This window comes from Pseudomonas sp. Pdm06 (assembly GCF_014851795.1).
GTDB classification, from domain to species: Bacteria; Pseudomonadota; Gammaproteobacteria; order Pseudomonadales; family Pseudomonadaceae; genus Aquipseudomonas; species Aquipseudomonas fluorescens_AA.
On the sequence record NZ_JACVAH010000013.1, the window covers coordinates 128,767 to 144,216 of the forward strand.

Annotated in this window: 15 protein-coding genes; 12 read left to right on the top strand and 3 right to left on the bottom strand. The window is 62.0% G+C overall.

Going from position 1 to position 15,450, the window contains the following annotated elements; all coding sequences use genetic code 11:
- Nucleotides 1–226: 226 nt before the first annotated feature.
- From IB266_RS20875 to pdeM, 7 genes are all read left to right on the top strand, one after another.
- Complete coding sequence (locus IB266_RS20875; protein ID WP_060738925.1) at nucleotides 227–1,009, top strand: transporter substrate-binding domain-containing protein; 783 nt, start codon at nucleotides 227–229, stop codon at nucleotides 1,007–1,009.
- Between the two features lie 57 nt (nucleotides 1,010–1,066).
- The gene (locus IB266_RS20880) at nucleotides 1,067–1,795 is read left to right on the top strand and encodes an ABC transporter permease (RefSeq protein WP_060743074.1); all 729 of its coding nucleotides are present in this window, start codon (nucleotides 1,067–1,069) and stop codon (nucleotides 1,793–1,795) included.
- Complete coding sequence (locus IB266_RS20885) at nucleotides 1,792–2,502, top strand: ABC transporter permease (RefSeq protein ID WP_192262282.1); 711 nt, start codon at nucleotides 1,792–1,794, stop codon at nucleotides 2,500–2,502. The genes IB266_RS20880 and IB266_RS20885 overlap by 4 nt, the downstream gene beginning before the upstream one ends.
- A 27-nt stretch (nucleotides 2,503–2,529) precedes the next feature.
- Nucleotides 2,530–3,648: a succinylglutamate desuccinylase/aspartoacylase family protein gene (locus IB266_RS20890; protein ID WP_072409576.1), complete on the top strand. Its 1,119-nt coding sequence runs from the start codon at nucleotides 2,530–2,532 to the stop codon at nucleotides 3,646–3,648.
- A gap of 13 nt (nucleotides 3,649–3,661) precedes the next feature.
- The gene (locus tag IB266_RS20895; protein WP_060738928.1) at nucleotides 3,662–4,426 is read left to right on the top strand and encodes an ABC transporter ATP-binding protein; all 765 of its coding nucleotides are present in this window, start codon (nucleotides 3,662–3,664) and stop codon (nucleotides 4,424–4,426) included.
- 220 nt (nucleotides 4,427–4,646) lie between these two features.
- Entirely contained in the window at nucleotides 4,647–7,133 is a 2,487-nt protein-coding gene (locus tag IB266_RS20900) for a ligase-associated DNA damage response DEXH box helicase (RefSeq protein ID WP_192262283.1), read from the top strand.
- Nucleotides 7,133–7,789: a ligase-associated DNA damage response endonuclease PdeM gene (pdeM, locus tag IB266_RS20905; RefSeq protein ID WP_192262284.1), complete on the top strand. Its 657-nt coding sequence runs from the start codon at nucleotides 7,133–7,135 to the stop codon at nucleotides 7,787–7,789. The genes IB266_RS20900 and pdeM overlap by 1 nt, the downstream gene beginning before the upstream one ends.
- A gap of 36 nt (nucleotides 7,790–7,825) precedes the next feature.
- Here pdeM and IB266_RS20910 read toward each other — a convergent pair whose 3' ends face one another.
- A complete protein-coding gene (locus tag IB266_RS20910) occupies nucleotides 7,826–8,032 on the bottom strand; it encodes a hypothetical protein (protein ID WP_041022879.1) in 207 nt (68 codons plus the stop codon).
- Nucleotides 8,033–8,135: 103 nt separating this feature from the next.
- Nucleotides 8,136–8,702 carry a dCTP deaminase gene (gene dcd / locus IB266_RS20915; protein ID WP_003184751.1) on the bottom strand — a complete coding sequence of 189 codons (567 nt, stop codon included), beginning with the start codon at nucleotides 8,700–8,702 and terminating at the stop codon, nucleotides 8,136–8,138.
- A 354-nt stretch (nucleotides 8,703–9,056) separates the two neighbouring features.
- On the opposite strand from dcd, the gene IB266_RS20920 reads away from it, so the two are divergent.
- A complete protein-coding gene (locus tag IB266_RS20920; RefSeq protein ID WP_002554837.1) occupies nucleotides 9,057–9,266 on the top strand; it encodes a cold-shock protein in 210 nt (69 codons plus the stop codon).
- Nucleotides 9,267–9,462: 196 nt separating this feature from the next.
- Here IB266_RS20920 and IB266_RS20925 read toward each other — a convergent pair whose 3' ends face one another.
- Nucleotides 9,463–10,470, bottom strand: a complete 1,008-nt coding sequence (locus tag IB266_RS20925; RefSeq protein WP_060738931.1) for a DUF481 domain-containing protein — start codon at nucleotides 10,468–10,470, stop codon at nucleotides 9,463–9,465.
- 158 nt (nucleotides 10,471–10,628) lie between these two features.
- Here IB266_RS20925 and IB266_RS20930 point away from each other — a divergent pair, with 158 nt between their 5' ends.
- The 4 genes from IB266_RS20930 to IB266_RS20945 all read left to right on the top strand — a co-directional run bounded on the left by IB266_RS20930 (nucleotide 10,629) and on the right by IB266_RS20945 (nucleotide 15,401).
- Nucleotides 10,629–10,982 (top strand): MGMT family protein, encoded by a 354-nt coding sequence (locus IB266_RS20930; protein ID WP_060738932.1) that lies wholly within the window; start codon nucleotides 10,629–10,631, stop codon nucleotides 10,980–10,982.
- 44 nt (nucleotides 10,983–11,026) lie between these two features.
- Nucleotides 11,027–12,586 (top strand): AmpG family muropeptide MFS transporter, encoded by a 1,560-nt coding sequence (locus IB266_RS20935; RefSeq protein WP_060738933.1) that lies wholly within the window; start codon nucleotides 11,027–11,029, stop codon nucleotides 12,584–12,586.
- Between the two features lie 128 nt (nucleotides 12,587–12,714).
- The gene (locus tag IB266_RS20940) at nucleotides 12,715–14,430 is read left to right on the top strand and encodes a proline--tRNA ligase (protein ID WP_192262285.1); all 1,716 of its coding nucleotides are present in this window, start codon (nucleotides 12,715–12,717) and stop codon (nucleotides 14,428–14,430) included.
- 17 nt (nucleotides 14,431–14,447) lie between these two features.
- Nucleotides 14,448–15,401: a hypothetical protein gene (locus IB266_RS20945; RefSeq protein WP_192262286.1), complete on the top strand. Its 954-nt coding sequence runs from the start codon at nucleotides 14,448–14,450 to the stop codon at nucleotides 15,399–15,401.
- Nucleotides 15,402–15,450 lie beyond the last annotated feature (49 nt).

Sequence of the window (15,450 nt, forward strand, 5' to 3'; positions counted from 1 at the left end):
GCTCCCACAAAGACCTATCATGCCCGCCCCATCCTGGGGCACCTTTTTGTTGTACGATCTCCCCCGCGCACCACCGCGCTCCACCATCTGCCGCATATGCTTTTAAAACACTTGTTCGGCACTATGGTTCGGAAATTGCTACCTTTATGCCGTCATACCGTTCAGACCTTCACCGGTAACAATCTTATGCGCCACAAGCGCTCAAATTGGTTTTAGGGACTCAATAATGAAAAAAGCACTGCTGACCCTTTCTGCACTGGCGTTGTGCATGGCCGCTGGCGTCGCCACAGCCAAGGAATACAAGGAACTGCGTTTTGGTGTCGACCCTTCCTACGCCCCGTTCGAGTCCAAGGCCGCCGACGGCAGCCTGGTCGGTTTCGACATCGACCTGGGCAATGCGATCTGCGCAGAGCTGAAGGTCAAATGCAAATGGGTCGAAAGCGATTTCGACGGCATGATCCCGGGCCTGAAGGCCAATAAATTCGACGGCGTGATCTCCTCCATGACTGTGACCCCGGCCCGGGAAAAAGTCATCGACTTCTCCAGCGAGCTGTTCTCCGGCCCAACGGCCTATGTCTTCAAGAAGGGCTCGGGCCTGAGCGAAGACGTTGCCTCGCTCAAAGGCAAGACCATCGGCTACGAGCAAGGCACCATCCAGGAAGCCTACGCCAAGGCCGTGCTGGACAAGGCCGGCGTCAAGACCCAGGCCTATCAGAACCAGGACCAGGTTTATGCTGACCTGACCTCCGGCCGCCTCGACGCGGCGATCCAGGACATGCTCCAGGCTGAGCTGGGTTTCCTGAAGTCGCCAAAAGGCGAAGGCTATGAAGTCAGCAAGCCGGTGGACAGCGAACTGCTGCCCGCCAAGACCGCCATCGGTATCAAGAAAGGTAACAGTGAGCTGAAGGCCCTTTTGGATAAAGGTATCAAAGCGTTACACGACGACGGCAAGTACGCCGAGATCCAGAAAAAACACTTTGGCGATCTGAATCTGTACAGCGGCAAATAATGCGCTGCGCCCATCCGGCCTCGGATGGGCGCTTTTTTCCTGCCAAAGGCCTCTTTCATGTTCGAACAACTCCTACAAAATCTGGGGCTCTCCGCCTTCAGCCTGCAGGGCTTCGGCCCGCTGCTGATGCAAGGCACCTGGATGACCATCAAGCTGTCGGCCCTGTCCTTGTTGTTGAGCGTCTTGCTCGGCCTGCTGGGCGCCAGTGCCAAGCTGTCCCGCGTCAAACTGCTGCGAATTCCTGCCCAGCTCTACACCACGCTGATCCGCGGCGTGCCAGACCTGGTGCTGATGCTGCTGATCTTCTACAGCCTGCAAACCTGGCTGACCTCGTTCACCGACTTCATGGAATGGGAATACATCGAGATCGACCCATTCGGCGCCGGGGTGATCACCCTGGGCTTCATCTATGGCGCGTACTTCACCGAAACCTTTCGCGGCGCGATCCTCGCGGTCCCCCGGGGCCAGGTCGAAGCCGCCACGGCCTATGGCCTCAAGCGTGGCCAACGCTTTCGCTTCGTGGTGTTCCCGCAAATGATGCGCTTTGCCCTGCCGGGTATCGGCAACAACTGGATGGTGATGCTCAAGGCCACCGCGCTGGTGTCGATCATCGGCCTGGCCGACCTGGTCAAGGCGGCCCAGGATGCGGGCAAGAGCACCTACCAGCTGTTCTACTTCCTGGTGCTGGCGGCATTGATCTATCTGCTGATCACCAGCGCGTCCAATTTCATCCTGCGCTGGCTTGAACGCCGCTACGCCGCCGGAGCCCGGGAGGCGGTGCGATGATCGAACTCCTGCAAGAATACTGGCGGCCATTCCTGTACAGCGACGGCATCAACATCACCGGCCTGGCCATGACCCTGTGGCTGCTCAGCGCCTCGCTGCTGATCGGCTTCGTGGTGTCGATCCCGCTGTCCATCGCCCGGGTTTCGCCCAAGTTCTACATACGCTGGCCCGTGCAGTTCTACACCTACCTGTTCCGGGGCACGCCGCTCTACATCCAGTTGCTGATCTGCTATACCGGCATCTACAGCATCGCGGCGGTGCGCGCCCAGCCCATGCTCGACAGTTTCTTTCGCGACGCGATGAACTGCACGATCCTGGCCTTCGCCTTGAACACCTGCGCCTACACCACGGAAATTTTCGCCGGGGCGATTCGCAGCATGAACCATGGCGAAGTGGAAGCGGCCAAGGCCTACGGCCTGACTGGCTGGAAACTGTACGCCTACGTGATCATGCCGTCGGCGCTGCGCCGTTCGCTGCCGTACTACAGCAACGAAGTCATCTTGATGCTGCACTCGACGACCGTGGCGTTCACCGCTACCGTTCCAGACGTGCTGAAAGTCGCCCGGGATGCCAACTCGGCGACGTTCCTGACGTTCCAGTCGTTCGGGATCGCCGCGTTGATCTACCTGACCGTCACCTTTGCGCTGGTGGGCCTCTTCCGCCTCGCCGAACGCCGCTGGCTGGCCTTCCTCGGGCCGACCCACTAGGGCTTTTGTTCCAGGACACACACGCACATGCGCCACCAGATCCATGACTTGCTGGCCCCGGTACCGGGGACCGCACGCAAGATCCACAGCTTCCACTTCGGCCCGGAAAAAGCCGTCGGCAAAATCTATATCCAGTCGTCCCTGCACGCCGATGAACTGCCGGGCATGCTGGTCGCCTGGCACCTCAAGCAACGCCTGGCCGAGCTCGAGGCGTCGGGCCACCTGCGCCACGAGATCGTGCTGGTGCCGGTCGCCAACCCCATCGGCCTCGAACAAGTGCTGATGGACGTGCCCCTGGGGCGCTACGAAACCGAAAGCGGGCAGAACTTCAACCGCCGCTTCGTCGACCTGAGCGAAGAGATCGGCAACGAAATCCAGGACCTGCTCACCGACGATCCGCAGCACAACCTGATGCTGATCCGCACCAGCCTGCGCGATGCCCTCGCCCGGCAGACCCCAGGCACGCAATTGCAATCCCTGCGCCTGGCCCTGCAACGGCTGGCCTGCGACGCCGACATGGTGCTGGACCTGCATTGCGACTTCGAAGCCGTGGCCCACCTCTACACCACGCCCGAAGCCTGGCCGCAGGTCGAGCCACTGGCCCGCTACATCGGTGCCGAAGCCAGCCTGCTGGCGACCGATTCGGGCGGCCAGTCGTTCGACGAATGCTTCACCCTGCTCTGGTGGCAACTCAAGGAACGCTTCGGCGAACGCTTCGAGATTCCCCTGGGCAGTTTTTCGGTGACCGTGGAGTTGCGTGGCCAGGGTGACGTCAACCATGGCCTGGCGAGCCTCGACTGCCAGGCCTTGATCGAATACCTGATCCGCTTCGGCGCCATCGACGGCGAACCGATGCCCATGCCCGAACTGCCCTACCCGGCCACGCCGCTGGCCGCGGTCGAGCCGGTCGCCACGCCCGTGGGCGGGTTGCTGGTGTACAGCGCCCTGCCCGGCGAATACCTGGAGGCGGGGCAACTGATCGCGGAAGTCATCGACCCGGTCAACGACACCGTCACCCCCGTTCATTGCCGTAACGCCGGGCTGCTGTACGCCCGTTCGCTGCGCCGCATGGCCACAGCCGGCATGGTGATCGCCCATGTCGCCGGCACCGAGGCCTACCGCAGCGGCTACCTACTTTCGCCTTGAGGATGCATGCTCCATGTACAAACTGACCATCGAAGGCCTGCATAAAAGCTATGGCGAACATGAAGTGCTCAAGGGCGTTTCGCTCAAGGCCAAGACCGGCGACGTCATCAGCCTCATCGGCGCCAGCGGCTCGGGAAAAAGTACCTTTCTGCGCTGTATCAACTTCCTGGAACAACCCAATGACGGCGCCATGACCCTGGACGGCCAGCCGGTCCAGATGATCAAGGACCGCCACGGCATGCACGTGGCCGACGCCGACGAACTGCAACGCATCCGCACGCGCCTGGCCATGGTGTTCCAGCATTTCAACCTGTGGAGCCACATGACCGTGCTGGAAAATATCACCATGGCGCCGCGCCGGGTGTTGGGGGTGAGCAAGCAGGAAGCCGACGACCGTGCGCGTCGTTATCTCGACAAGGTCGGCCTGCCCGCACGGGTTGCCGAGCAGTACCCGGCATTCCTCTCCGGCGGCCAGCAACAGCGCGTGGCCATTGCCCGTGCGCTGGCGATGGAGCCGGAGGTGATGCTGTTCGACGAACCCACGTCGGCCCTGGACCCGGAGCTGGTGGGCGAAGTGCTGAAGGTGATCCAGGGCCTGGCCGAAGAGGGCCGGACCATGATCATGGTGACCCACGAAATGAGCTTCGCCCGTAAAGTCTCGAACCAGGTGCTGTTCCTGCACCAGGGCCTGGTGGAAGAAGAAGGCGCGCCGGAAGACGTACTGGGCAACCCCAAGAGCGAACGGCTCAAGCAGTTTCTCAGTGGCAACTTGAAATAAACTCCCTGGCAAGCCCCGTGGCGAGGGAGCTTGCTCCCGCTGGGGCGCGAAGCGGCCCCCTGCGGTGTGTCAGTCAGAACCAGAGGGCCGCTTCGCAGCCCAGCGGGAGCAAGCTCCCTCGCCACAAGAGCCTTCCAGCCAGACGATCCCCTTGGGCATAAAACCTTTCATATCCCGCCGTGGTCACTGAAGAAGGACTTCCAGGGCGCACGCGGCAGGCATGGCGACATCCAACAATTTCGCAAACCAGTGGTTCGGCGCCCGCGGCTGGAAGCCGTTCGCCTTTCAGAAGCAGGTATGGGCCGCGGTCAAGCGGGGGGAGTCCGGGCTGTTGCACGCCAGCACCGGTGCCGGCAAGACCTATGCCGTGTGGTTTGCCGCCCTCAACCGTTTCGCCCGCTCGGCACCGCCGCCGGACAAACCGCGCAAACGCAAGCCGCCGGCCGAACCGCTGACCGTCCTGTGGATCACGCCGATGCGCGCATTGGCGGCCGACACCGGCAAAGCCCTCGAAGCGCCCCTGGCAGACCTGCAAGTGCCCTGGAGTGTCGGTCTGCGCACGGGCGACACCAGCGCCAGCGAGCGCGCCCGCCAGGGCCGTCGCCTGCCCACCGTACTGATCACCACGCCCGAAAGCCTGACCCTGATGCTCGCCCGGGCCGATGCGCAAGCTGCCGTTTCGACCCTGCGCATGGTGGTCGTGGATGAATGGCACGAATTGCTCGGCAACAAACGTGGCGTGCAGTTGCAACTGGCCCTGGCGCGCTTGCGGCACTGGCACCCCGGACTCATTGTCTGGGGCGTGTCCGCAACCCTCGGTAACCAAGCCCATGCCGAGCAGGTGTTGATCCCGCAAGGCAACGGGATCAGTGTGCAGGGGGCCGACAGCAAGGCGCTGCAGGTCGACACGCTGCTACCCCCGGCCCTCGAACGTTTCCCGTGGGCTGGGCACATCGGCCTGAAGATGCTGCCCCAGGTCGTTGCTGAAATCGACGCCAGCCGCAGTTGCCTGGTCTTCACCAACACCCGGGCACAGTCGGAAATCTGGTATCAGGCGCTTCTTGAGGCGAGACCCGACTGGGCCGGGCTGATCGCCCTGCACCATAGCTCGCTGTCGCGTGACACCCGGGATTGGGTTGAGCAGGCCTTGAAGGACGGCCAGCTCAAAGCGGTGGTCTGCACCTCCAGCCTGGACCTGGGAGTGGACTTCCTGCCGGTGGAACGGGTGCTGCAGATCGGCTCGGCCAAGGGGGTGGCGCGGCTGATGCAACGGGCCGGGCGCTCTGGTCACGCCCCCGGGCGGACCTCACGGGTGACGCTGGTGCCGACCCATAGCCTGGAGTTGATCGAGGCCGCCGCCGCGCAAGACGCCGTGGCCCAGCGCCGCATCGAACCTCGCGAATCGCCGCACAAGCCGCTGGACGTCCTGGTGCAGCACCTGGTGAGCATGGCCCTGGGCGGCGGCTTCGTTCCCGACGAATTGTTCAAGGAGGTGCGGGGTGCCTGGGCCTACCGCGACCTCAACCCGGCCGAATGGGCCTGGGCCCTGGCCTTTGTACGCCACGGCGGCCTGTCATTGATCGCCTACCCCGATTACCGACGGGTCGAACCGGACGAACACGGGGTCTGGCGCGTGCCCGATGCCCGCCTGGCTCGGCGTCACCGCATGAGCATCGGTACCATCGTCAGCGATGCCAGCCTGCAATTGAAGTTCTGGAGCAAGGGCGGCGGTGGCAAGACCCTGGGCAGCGTCGAGGAAGGCTTCATCGCCCGCCTGCGACCCGGCGACGGTTTCCTGTTCGCCGGGCGACTGCTGGAATTGGTCCGGGTCGAAGACATGACCGCCTATGTGCGACGCAGCCAGGCCAAGAAGGCCGCTGTGCCACGCTGGAACGGCGGGCGCATGCCACTTTCCAGCGAACTGGCGGCCGCCGTCGTGGCCCGTTTGAGCGAAGCCGCCGAGGGCCGCTTCGAGGGCCCGCAGATGCAAGCCGTGCAGCCCCTGCTGTTGACCCAGCAACGTTGGTCCGGTTTGCCCACGCAGCACACCTTGCTGGCCGAAGCCCTCAAGTCCCGGGAAGGCTGGCATCTGTTCCTGTACCCGTTTGCCGGGCGTCAGGTGCATCTGGGCCTGGCCAGCCTGCTGGCCTGGCGCGTCAGTCGGCAACAGCCGCTGACGTTTTCCATCGCGGTCAACGACTACGGCCTGGAACTGCTCAGCGCCACGGCAGTGGATTGGTCGCACTGCCTGACCCCGAGCCTGCTGAGCGTCGATCATCTGCTGGCCGACGTGCTCGCGAGCCTGAATGCCGGGGAACTGGCCCTGCGGCGCTTTCGCGAAATCGCCCGGATCGCCGGGCTGGTGTTCGCCGGCTACCCCGGTGCGCCGAAAAGCACCCGGCAAGTCCAGGCCTCCAGCGGATTGTTCTTCCAGGTGTTCAAACAATACGACGCCGACAATCTGTTGCTGGCCCAGGCCGGGGAGGAAGTCTTGCGTGAAGAATTGGATATCCGTCGACTGGAGCAGACCTTGCAACGCCTCAATACCCTGAAGCTGGACCTGCACATGATCAAACGCCCCACCCCACTCGGGTTCCCGCTGCTGGTGGAGCGGTTCCGGGAAAGCATGAGCTCGGAAAAACTCGCCGACCGCATCCAGCGGATGGTCAGTGAGCTGGAAAAGACTGCCGATCGCGGTGACGCCTGATGCCAGCGCCGTATCCTGTCAGCCTGGCCGGCGAAGAACTCTGGTTGCTTGCGGAAAAAGCCTTGTATTGGCCCGCCCAGGAAACCTTGATGGTGGCCGACGTTCATTTCGGCAAGGCCGCCGCTTATCGCCGCCTCGGGCAACCGGTGCCCCACGGCACCACCGCCAGCAACATCGCGGTGCTGGATGCATTACTCGCTAGCCTGGCGTGTCGACAGTTGATCTTTCTCGGAGATTTTCTCCACGGTCCCGGCTCCCATGCGCCCGGCACCTTGAAGGCACTTTCCGATTGGCGTGAGCGACATCCGCACCTGGCCATGACGCTGATTCGTGGCAACCACGACAAACGCGCCGGCGACCCACCTCCAGCGCTGAACATTCGCGTCGTACCGGAGCCGTTGCTACTGGGCCCTTTCGCCGTGCAACACGAGCCTACCCCCCACCCCAGCCGCCATGTGCTGGCCGGCCACGTGCACCCGGTCTACCACCTGAGCGGCAAGGGCCGACAACGCCTGCGCCTGGCTTGCTTCCGGCTGGGCAGCGAGATCAGCCTGCTACCGGCCTTCGGCGCGTTCACGGGCGGTTATCGAGTCGAGCAAGACAGCGACTGCAGGATTTTTGTCATCGGCGATAACGAAATATGGCCCGTCAGCTGAAGCACTCTGCGCTACCGCTGGCGGGCCAGCGCCTCATCAGGCAACAGGCGCAGGAGGCGGCTCGTCCGGCAGGGTGGGTTCGCCGGGTTCGGTAGGCTGTTCGTTGGGCGTATCGGGATCGGGCTGGCCGGGGATGCCGCCTGCCGCTTCGGCAGGATGGGCCAGCAATGACCAGGCCATGACGCCGATCTGATTGGGCTCAAGCCTTGCCAGTTCGGCACTGATTCGCGGATCGATCTTCATAGAGCAACTCCTGAGCGAAGGCCCGCTGCGCTGACGCAAAAAAACGGGCAGTACACGCAATAGAGTGTCTGCCCGCTCAGGAATTCCAAACAGCTCGTCAGATTCAGGTCCGCGGCAGCGTCACGCCGCGCTGGCCCTGGTATTTGCCGCCACGATCCTTGTAGGAGACTTCGCATTCTTCATCGGATTCAAGGAACAGCATCTGCGCCACACCCTCGTTGGCGTAGATTTTCGCCGGCAGGGTCGTGGTGTTGGAGAATTCCAGGGTCACGTGGCCTTCCCACTCGGGTTCCAGCGGCGTGACGTTGACGATGATGCCGCAACGGGCGTAGGTGCTCTTGCCCAGGCAGATGGTCAGCACGTTGCGCGGAATGCGGAAGTATTCGACGGTGCGGGCCAGGGCGAAGGAGTTCGGCGGGATGATGCAAACGTCGCTCTTGACGTCGACGAAGCTCTTCTCATCGAAGTTCTTCGGATCGACGGTGGCCGAATTGATGTTGGTGAACACCTTGAATTCGTCGGCGCAGCGCACGTCGTAGCCGTAGCTGGAGACACCGAAGGAGATCAGCCGGTCGGCGCCTTCGCCACGCATCTGGCGCTCGACGAAGGGCTCGATCATGCCGTGCTCTTGCGCCATGCGGCGAATCCACTTGTCCGATTTGATGCTCATGGCGGTTTCCTGAAATAGCGAGGTGGAAAAAATACGTCCGGCATCTTACCGGGGCACGGGGCCGGGTTCAAAGCGCGGCACGCAAATCTCGCCGATCCACCTTGATTTCTGGGTCCTGCCGGCCATCACCCGCGCCGTCAGTCACCAATTAAGAGAAACCTTCGCAAAGACCATTGGCACATTCTGGAAAAAGGGTTAAGGTGGCGCCACTGTGTTGCTTGTGTCACTGAGAATCTCTACACGATATGTTGAATTTCGATCCAACCATCTACAAGAATTTTTCCTGCTCTTTGCACTCAGTCTCGGCCAGGGTTCTTCCTGAGTCGCAGTTATCTTTGTTCAAGGAGTTACACCATGTCTAATCGCCAAACCGGTACCGTTAAGTGGTTCAACGATGAAAAAGGCTTCGGCTTCATCACCCCACAATCCGGTGACGACCTGTTCGTTCACTTCAAAGCTATCCAATCCGACGGCTTCAAAAGCCTGAAAGAAGGCCAACAGGTTTCTTTCATCGCTACCCGCGGTCAGAAAGGCATGCAAGCTGAAGAAGTTCAAGTTATCTAACTTGCACTTGCTTTAGTAAAAAGGCCCCGCCCTCAAAAGCGGGGCTTTTTTGTGCCTGTGAGTTTTTGCCAGCGCACAAAAAAACTGTGGGAGCGAGCTTGCTCGCGATAACGGTGGATCAGCAACATCAACGTTGGCTGACAGACCGCTATCGCGAGCAAGCTCGCTCCCACAGGTGTGTGTGGGTGAGCCCGAATTACCAGGTCACGCCAAACCCGGCCGTGTACCGCGTCTTGCTCAAGTCACTGTCTTCAGTGCCCTCGATGACATCTTTCTCAGCCTTGAGATTGAGCGAAGCCCAGTCAGTGACCTTGTAGCGCAGCCCCACTTCAGCGTCGTAGGCGTAATCCGCCACGTCGGACAGGGGTTTGCCCACTTCGCCATTGGTAAAGAACTCGACGCGCTTGCCGATCAGGTAGCGGTTGTAGTCCCACTTCATGGCCACGGAATAGAAGTTGTCCTTGCCGCCGTCGCGGTACTCGTAATCGGTGCGGTTGAGCAGCGAGCCCAGGGAGAACGCACCCAGCTCGTCATCCCAGAACTGGTAGCCCGGGCCGGTACCCACCACGCGCTGGCGGGCCAGGTCTTCGACTTTGTCACGCTTGTAGTTCAGGCGACCTTGCCAGAACCATTTATCCGTCAGGAACCGGTCGAGGGAATACTCCAGCCTCCAGTTGTCGGCGGAAACCACGTCATCCTGGAATTCACGGTTGTATTCGCCTTCGGCGGTGTGCCGCCATCTGCCATGGCGCGCCGAAGTCTTGAAGTCGATGTCGTAATCATCGGTATCGTTTTCCGCTCGCTGATAATCCAGCGCGGCATCGATATTGCCTTTCCACACCAGATCCTCGACCACCGGCTTGGGCTTGAGGATCTGCTGGATACTGGCCAGTTCCACGGTCTTGGGCGCATCACCGTTGGCCAGGGTGACCTTGCCGTCCTCGGCCGCCTGCAGCGCCTTGGCTTTCTCGCCCGTGTAGGCATCCTGCTTGACCAGCAATTGCTGGTCGCTTTCGAGGGTCTTGACCTGCTTCCAGTCAATGGGAACCGCGCCGGCGTAATCAGTCTGGATCAGCAACTTGCCGCCATCGAAAACGGTGATTTTACCGGTCAGCTTGTCACCGTTCTTCAACCAGACGGTATCGGCAAGCAAGGGCATGGAGGCGCTGGTAACAGCTAGGCACAACAGGGTTCTAGACAACATAAGCGATAATGGGCTCAAGTTTTCAGTGAAAAGGCGGCATTATCCCCCAGGATGACACCTCAGCAACGACTGACCTGCATATAGATGATGAGTTCATTTCTCAACCAGCCTTGTAGGAATTAATCTACGGACGGACATCCCATCCAGGAACCCTTTACGTGACTGACACACCCGCGGATACCGAGAACGCCGCCCAAATCCGCCGCACGACCCTTTACCTGACCCTGGCCCAGGTGCCGGCGGGCAAAGTCGTCACCTATGGCCAACTCGCCGAAATGGCCGGCCTGGGGCGGGCGGCGCGCTGGGTCGGGCGAACTCTCAGCCAGTTGCCAAACGACACCAAGCTGCCCTGGCATCGGGTATTGGGTGCCGGTGGTCGGATCAGCCTGCCGGCGGGCAGCGCCTCAGGGGATGAACAGCGCGCACGCCTGCGCCTGGAAGGCATCAGTGTCCTGAACAATCGTGTTGATATTCAGCGCCATGGCTGGCGCCCGGTAGAGCACAGCGGTTAGAGTGCGCGCTTTGTTTTCGCAATTTTTGAGGCAGACTCCAGCCCATGCCCCGTAAAACCTGGCGCGCCGCCCTCGCCGCCTATGCCAGTCCCTCAACGCTCGTGCTGTTGCTGCTTGGCTTCGCCGCCGGCTTGCCATACATGCTGGTGTTTTCCACGCTTTCGGTCTGGTTGCGCGAAGCCGGCGTGGCCCGCGAAACCATCGGCTACGCGAGCCTGATCGGCCTGGCGTACGCCTTTAAATGGGTCTGGTCGCCACTGCTCGACCAATGGCGCCTGCCACTGCTGGGCAAACTGGGGCGCCGCCGCTCATGGCTGGTGCTCTCCCAGGCCTTGGTGATCCTCGGCCTGATCGGCATGGGTTTCTGTGATCCACAAAAACACCTGTCATGGTTGATCGCCATCGCCGTGATCGTGGCCTTCGCCTCCGCGACGCAGGACATCGCCGTCGACGCCTATCGCCTGGAGATCGCCGACGACACCCGCCAGGCCGCCCTCGCCGCCAGCTACATGTCCGGTTACCGCATCGCTGCGCTACTGGCCACCGCCGGCGCCCTGTTCTTCGCCGAAGGCTTTGGCTCCACCGGTTTCAGCTACAAACACTCGGCCTGGGCCGGTACTTACCTGTTGTTCGGCGTGTTGATGGTCCCGGCGCTCCTCACCTCACTGTTCATGCGCGAGCCGCCGGTGCCGCTGCGCACCCAATTGCAGGCCGGGCGCTACACGTTCGTTCATCAGTTGGCGTCGGTATTCGTGCTGATCGTGCTGCTGGTCTCCGTCCCGGCGATGTTCACCCAGTTGTTCAACACCGACTTCGCCAGCGTGCTGTTCGAGGGCGTCAGCCTGCTCGACCTGCTGCTCGAAGACCGCGCCTTCCTGCGGGCCATCCTCTATACCATCCTGACCGCCCTGTGCCTGTCGGCCATGGGCCGGCGCGGACTGGCGCCGGTGCTGACGCCGATCAACGATTTCATCCTGCGTTATCGCTGGCAGGCCCTGCTGCTGCTCGGGCTGATCGCAACCTATCGGATGTCCGACACGGTCATGGGCGTCATGGCCAACGTGTTCTACATCGACCAAGGATTCACCAAGGACCAGATCGCCAGCGTCAGCAAGATTTTCGGGCTGATCATGACCCTCGTCGGCGCCGGCATGGGCGGCCTGCTGATCGTACGTTTCGGCATCCTGCCCATCCTGTTCATCGGCGGTGTCGCCTCGGCCGCCACCAACATCCTCTTCCTGATGCTGACCGACATGGGCGCCAACCTGAAGATGTTGATTGTCACCATCTCCCTGGACAACTTCAGCTCCGGCCTGGCCACTTCGGCGTTCGTCGCCTACCTGTCGAGCCTGACCAACCTGAAGTTCTCCGCCACCCAATACGCCCTGCTCAGCTCGATCATGCTGTTGCTGCCGCGCTTGATCGGTGGTTACTCAGGGGTGATGGTGGAAAAGTTCGGCTACCACAATTTCTTCCTGATCACCGCCCTGCTGGGGGTGCCAACCCTGCTGCTGATCGCCTTGCACTGGTTCCAGGAGAACCGTCGCCAGGATTCGACACCCACCGAGGAACCGGCGCCCACCCGGCCAGCGGAAGAGTCGTAGGAAACTTCAGCAAACGCCGGGAAAACGGCGTTCGCACCTGGCGACCGGCCACGCGCCTGTACGCCAGGGAATCTCGCCCGTACAATGCTCCGTCATTTCTCGTCATCAGCAACCGACAACGGCCAACCATGCGCACCAGTCAATATTTGCTCGCCACACAGAAAGAAACGCCTTCCGACGCCGTCGTGATCAGCCACCAACTGATGCTGCGTGCCGGCATGATCCGCAAGCTCGCTTCCGGCCTGTACACCTGGCTGCCGATGGGCTTGCGCGTCATGCGCAAGGTGGAAGCCATCGTTCGTGAAGAGATGGACGCCGCTGGCGCCCTGGAAGTATTGATGCCGGGCACCCAACCGGCCGAGCTGTGGCAGGAATCGGGGCGCTGGGAAGAATACGGCCCCGAGCTGCTGCGCATCAAAGACCGTCACGGTCGCGACTTCTGTGCAGGCCCGACCCACGAAGAAGTGATCACCGACCTGATGCGCAACGAGTTGAGCAGCTACAAGCAGCTGCCGATCAATCTGTACCAGATCCAGACCAAATTCCGTGACGAGATCCGTCCACGCTTCGGCCTGATGCGCGGTCGCGAATTCATCATGAAGGACGCCTACTCGTTCCATGCCGACCTGGCCTCGCTGCAAGTCACCTACGACCGCATGCACCAGGCGTACTGCAACGTGTTCACCCGCCTGGGCCTGAAATTCCGCCCGGTTGAAGCCGACAACGGTTCCATCGGTGGCGCTGGCTCCCACGAGTTCCACGTACTGGCCGAGTCCGGCGAAGACGACATCGTCTTCAGCAACGGCTCCGACTACGCCGCGAACATCGAGAAGGCCGAAGCCGTGCCTCGGGAAACGTCCCGCGCCGCGCCGACCGAAGAGCTGCGCCTGGTGGACACGCCGAACGCCAAGACCATTGCCCAGTTGGTGGAAGGCTACAACCTGCCGATCGAGCGCACCATCAAGACCCTGATCGTGCGGGCGGAAGAAGCCGGCAAGCTGATTGCCCTGATCGTCCGTGGCGACCACGAACTGAACGAAATCAAGGCCGCCAACCAGCCAGGCGTCGCCAGCCCGCTGGTCATGGCCACCGAAGCCGACCTGCGCGACGCCATTGGCGCCGGTGCCGGTTCCCTTGGCCCGTTGAACCTGCCACTGCCGATCATCATCGACCGTTCGGTAGCATTGATGAGCGACTTCGCCATCGGCGCCAACATCGACGACAAGCACTACTTCGGCGTGAACTGGGAACGCGACCTGCCGGTTCCGACCGTCGCGGACCTGCGCAACGTCGTGGCCGGCGACCCAAGCCCCGATGGCAAGGGCACCCTGGAAATCAAGCGAGGCATCGAAGTCGGGCACATCTTCCAGCTGGGCAACAAGTACAGCAAGGCGATGAAGTGCGAAGTGCTGGGCGAGAACGGCAAGCCGGTCACCCTGGAAATGGGCTGCTACGGCATCGGCGTTTCCCGCGTGGTAGCCGCCGCCATCGAGCAGAACAACGACGAGAAAGGCATCATCTGGAGCGACACACTGGCGCCGTTCCAGGTGGCCCTGGTGCCGCTGCGCTACGAGACCGACCTGGTGCGTGAAGCCACCGACAAGCTCTACGCCGAACTGACGGCCGCCGGCTTCGAAGTGCTGCTGGACGACCGCGACAAGAAAACCAGCCCCGGCATCAAGTTCGCGGACATGGAACTGATCGGCATCCCCCACCGGATCGTCGTCAGTGACCGTGGCCTGGCCGAAGGCAACCTGGAATACAAGAGCCGCACCGAGGCCGAGCCGCAAGCGCTGCCGGTCGCCGACGTGCTGTCGTTCCTCCAGGCCCGTATCCGCCGCTGACACCAGATAGAGACGTCATGTTCAAGCGAAACACCTTAGGCCTCGGTGGCGCCGCCCTGTGCGGCGCCCTGGTGGTCAGCGGCTGTGCCAACCAAATGTCACAACGCAGCGAGCACGAAGAGCGGGTCGAGCGCAAATTGCTCGACCACAGCCTGCAAATCGACGTGGGCGAACCCAAGGTGCTCGACCTGCCGCAGCGTCGGGTGCGCATCAATGAGCAGAAAACCTTCGAAGTCACCGAGTTCGAGGTTACCCGCCATTACGATCGCTACACGCCGTACCAACCCTGGCGGGAGATCTACGAGATTCCCCTGGGCGCGGTGGCCGTGGTGGCCGGTGTCGGTGCGAACGTGGTCAATGTGTTCGCCCTCGGCAACCTGCCGGACACGGCGACCCGTGACTGGATCAGCTACGGTTTCGCCGGGCTCAACCCGTTCATGAACGTCCCCTCCCATGGCCGCGCCCAGCAGAACCTGGCGGGCATCGACGAAGTCCAGCGCGACAAGCGCACGGAACACTCGAGCCTGCCCTGGAGCGAACGCCCGGTGGAGGTCAAGGCCGCCCGGCAGACCTTCGAGCTGAGCACTGACCGTAATGGCGTGCTGCGCTTGAACCTGCTGGAAAGCCCGTTCGCCGAGCAGGACCTGAGCCAGTTCGGCAAATTGCAGATCAGCGTGACGGATGCCCAGGACGAAGTGCACACCGACTCATCCCTGAGCATCAGCAGTACCTTGCGCAGCAAACTGGTGGAAGCTCATGCGCTGATCTACGACGACCTGGAAGACGACGAGGTGAGCCAGTGGGTTCATCGGGTCAAGCGCCTGTCGGAACTGGGACTTGAAGAAGAGGCCAGCGAACTGGAACAGAGCCTGATCGAACTGACGCGCAACGATCCGGAGTTGCAGACCGAGTTCATGAAAGCCCTGACCAAGGACGGCGGGCGGTTGGTGGCGGATCCTGGCACTAACTGAAATATCCCCTGTGGCAAGGGGATTGTGTGAGGGCAAGACCTGTGGGAGC

Excerpts from the sequence above, each read along its gene's own strand:
- IB266_RS20875 (WP_060738925.1), top strand. The coding sequence starts at position 227 with ATGAAAAAAGCACTGCTGACCCTTTCTGCACTGGCGTTGTGCATGGCC.
- IB266_RS20880 (WP_060743074.1), top strand. The coding sequence starts at position 1,067 with ATGTTCGAACAACTCCTACAAAATCTGGGGCTCTCCGCCTTCAGCCTG.
- IB266_RS20885 (WP_192262282.1), top strand. The coding sequence starts at position 1,792 with ATGATCGAACTCCTGCAAGAATACTGGCGGCCATTCCTGTACAGCGAC.
- IB266_RS20890 (WP_072409576.1), top strand. The coding sequence starts at position 2,530 with ATGCGCCACCAGATCCATGACTTGCTGGCCCCGGTACCGGGGACCGCA.
- IB266_RS20895 (WP_060738928.1), top strand. The coding sequence starts at position 3,662 with ATGTACAAACTGACCATCGAAGGCCTGCATAAAAGCTATGGCGAACAT.
- IB266_RS20900 (WP_192262283.1), top strand. The coding sequence starts at position 4,647 with ATGGCGACATCCAACAATTTCGCAAACCAGTGGTTCGGCGCCCGCGGC.
- pdeM (WP_192262284.1), top strand. The coding sequence starts at position 7,133 with ATGCCAGCGCCGTATCCTGTCAGCCTGGCCGGCGAAGAACTCTGGTTG.
- IB266_RS20910 (WP_041022879.1), bottom strand. The coding sequence starts at position 8,032 with ATGAAGATCGATCCGCGAATCAGTGCCGAACTGGCAAGGCTTGAGCCC.
- dcd (WP_003184751.1), bottom strand. The coding sequence starts at position 8,702 with ATGAGCATCAAATCGGACAAGTGGATTCGCCGCATGGCGCAAGAGCAC.
- IB266_RS20920 (WP_002554837.1), top strand. The coding sequence starts at position 9,057 with ATGTCTAATCGCCAAACCGGTACCGTTAAGTGGTTCAACGATGAAAAA.
- IB266_RS20925 (WP_060738931.1), bottom strand. The coding sequence starts at position 10,470 with ATGTTGTCTAGAACCCTGTTGTGCCTAGCTGTTACCAGCGCCTCCATG.
- IB266_RS20935 (WP_060738933.1), top strand. The coding sequence starts at position 11,027 with ATGCCCCGTAAAACCTGGCGCGCCGCCCTCGCCGCCTATGCCAGTCCC.
- IB266_RS20940 (WP_192262285.1), top strand. The coding sequence starts at position 12,715 with ATGCGCACCAGTCAATATTTGCTCGCCACACAGAAAGAAACGCCTTCC.
- IB266_RS20945 (WP_192262286.1), top strand. The coding sequence starts at position 14,448 with ATGTTCAAGCGAAACACCTTAGGCCTCGGTGGCGCCGCCCTGTGCGGC.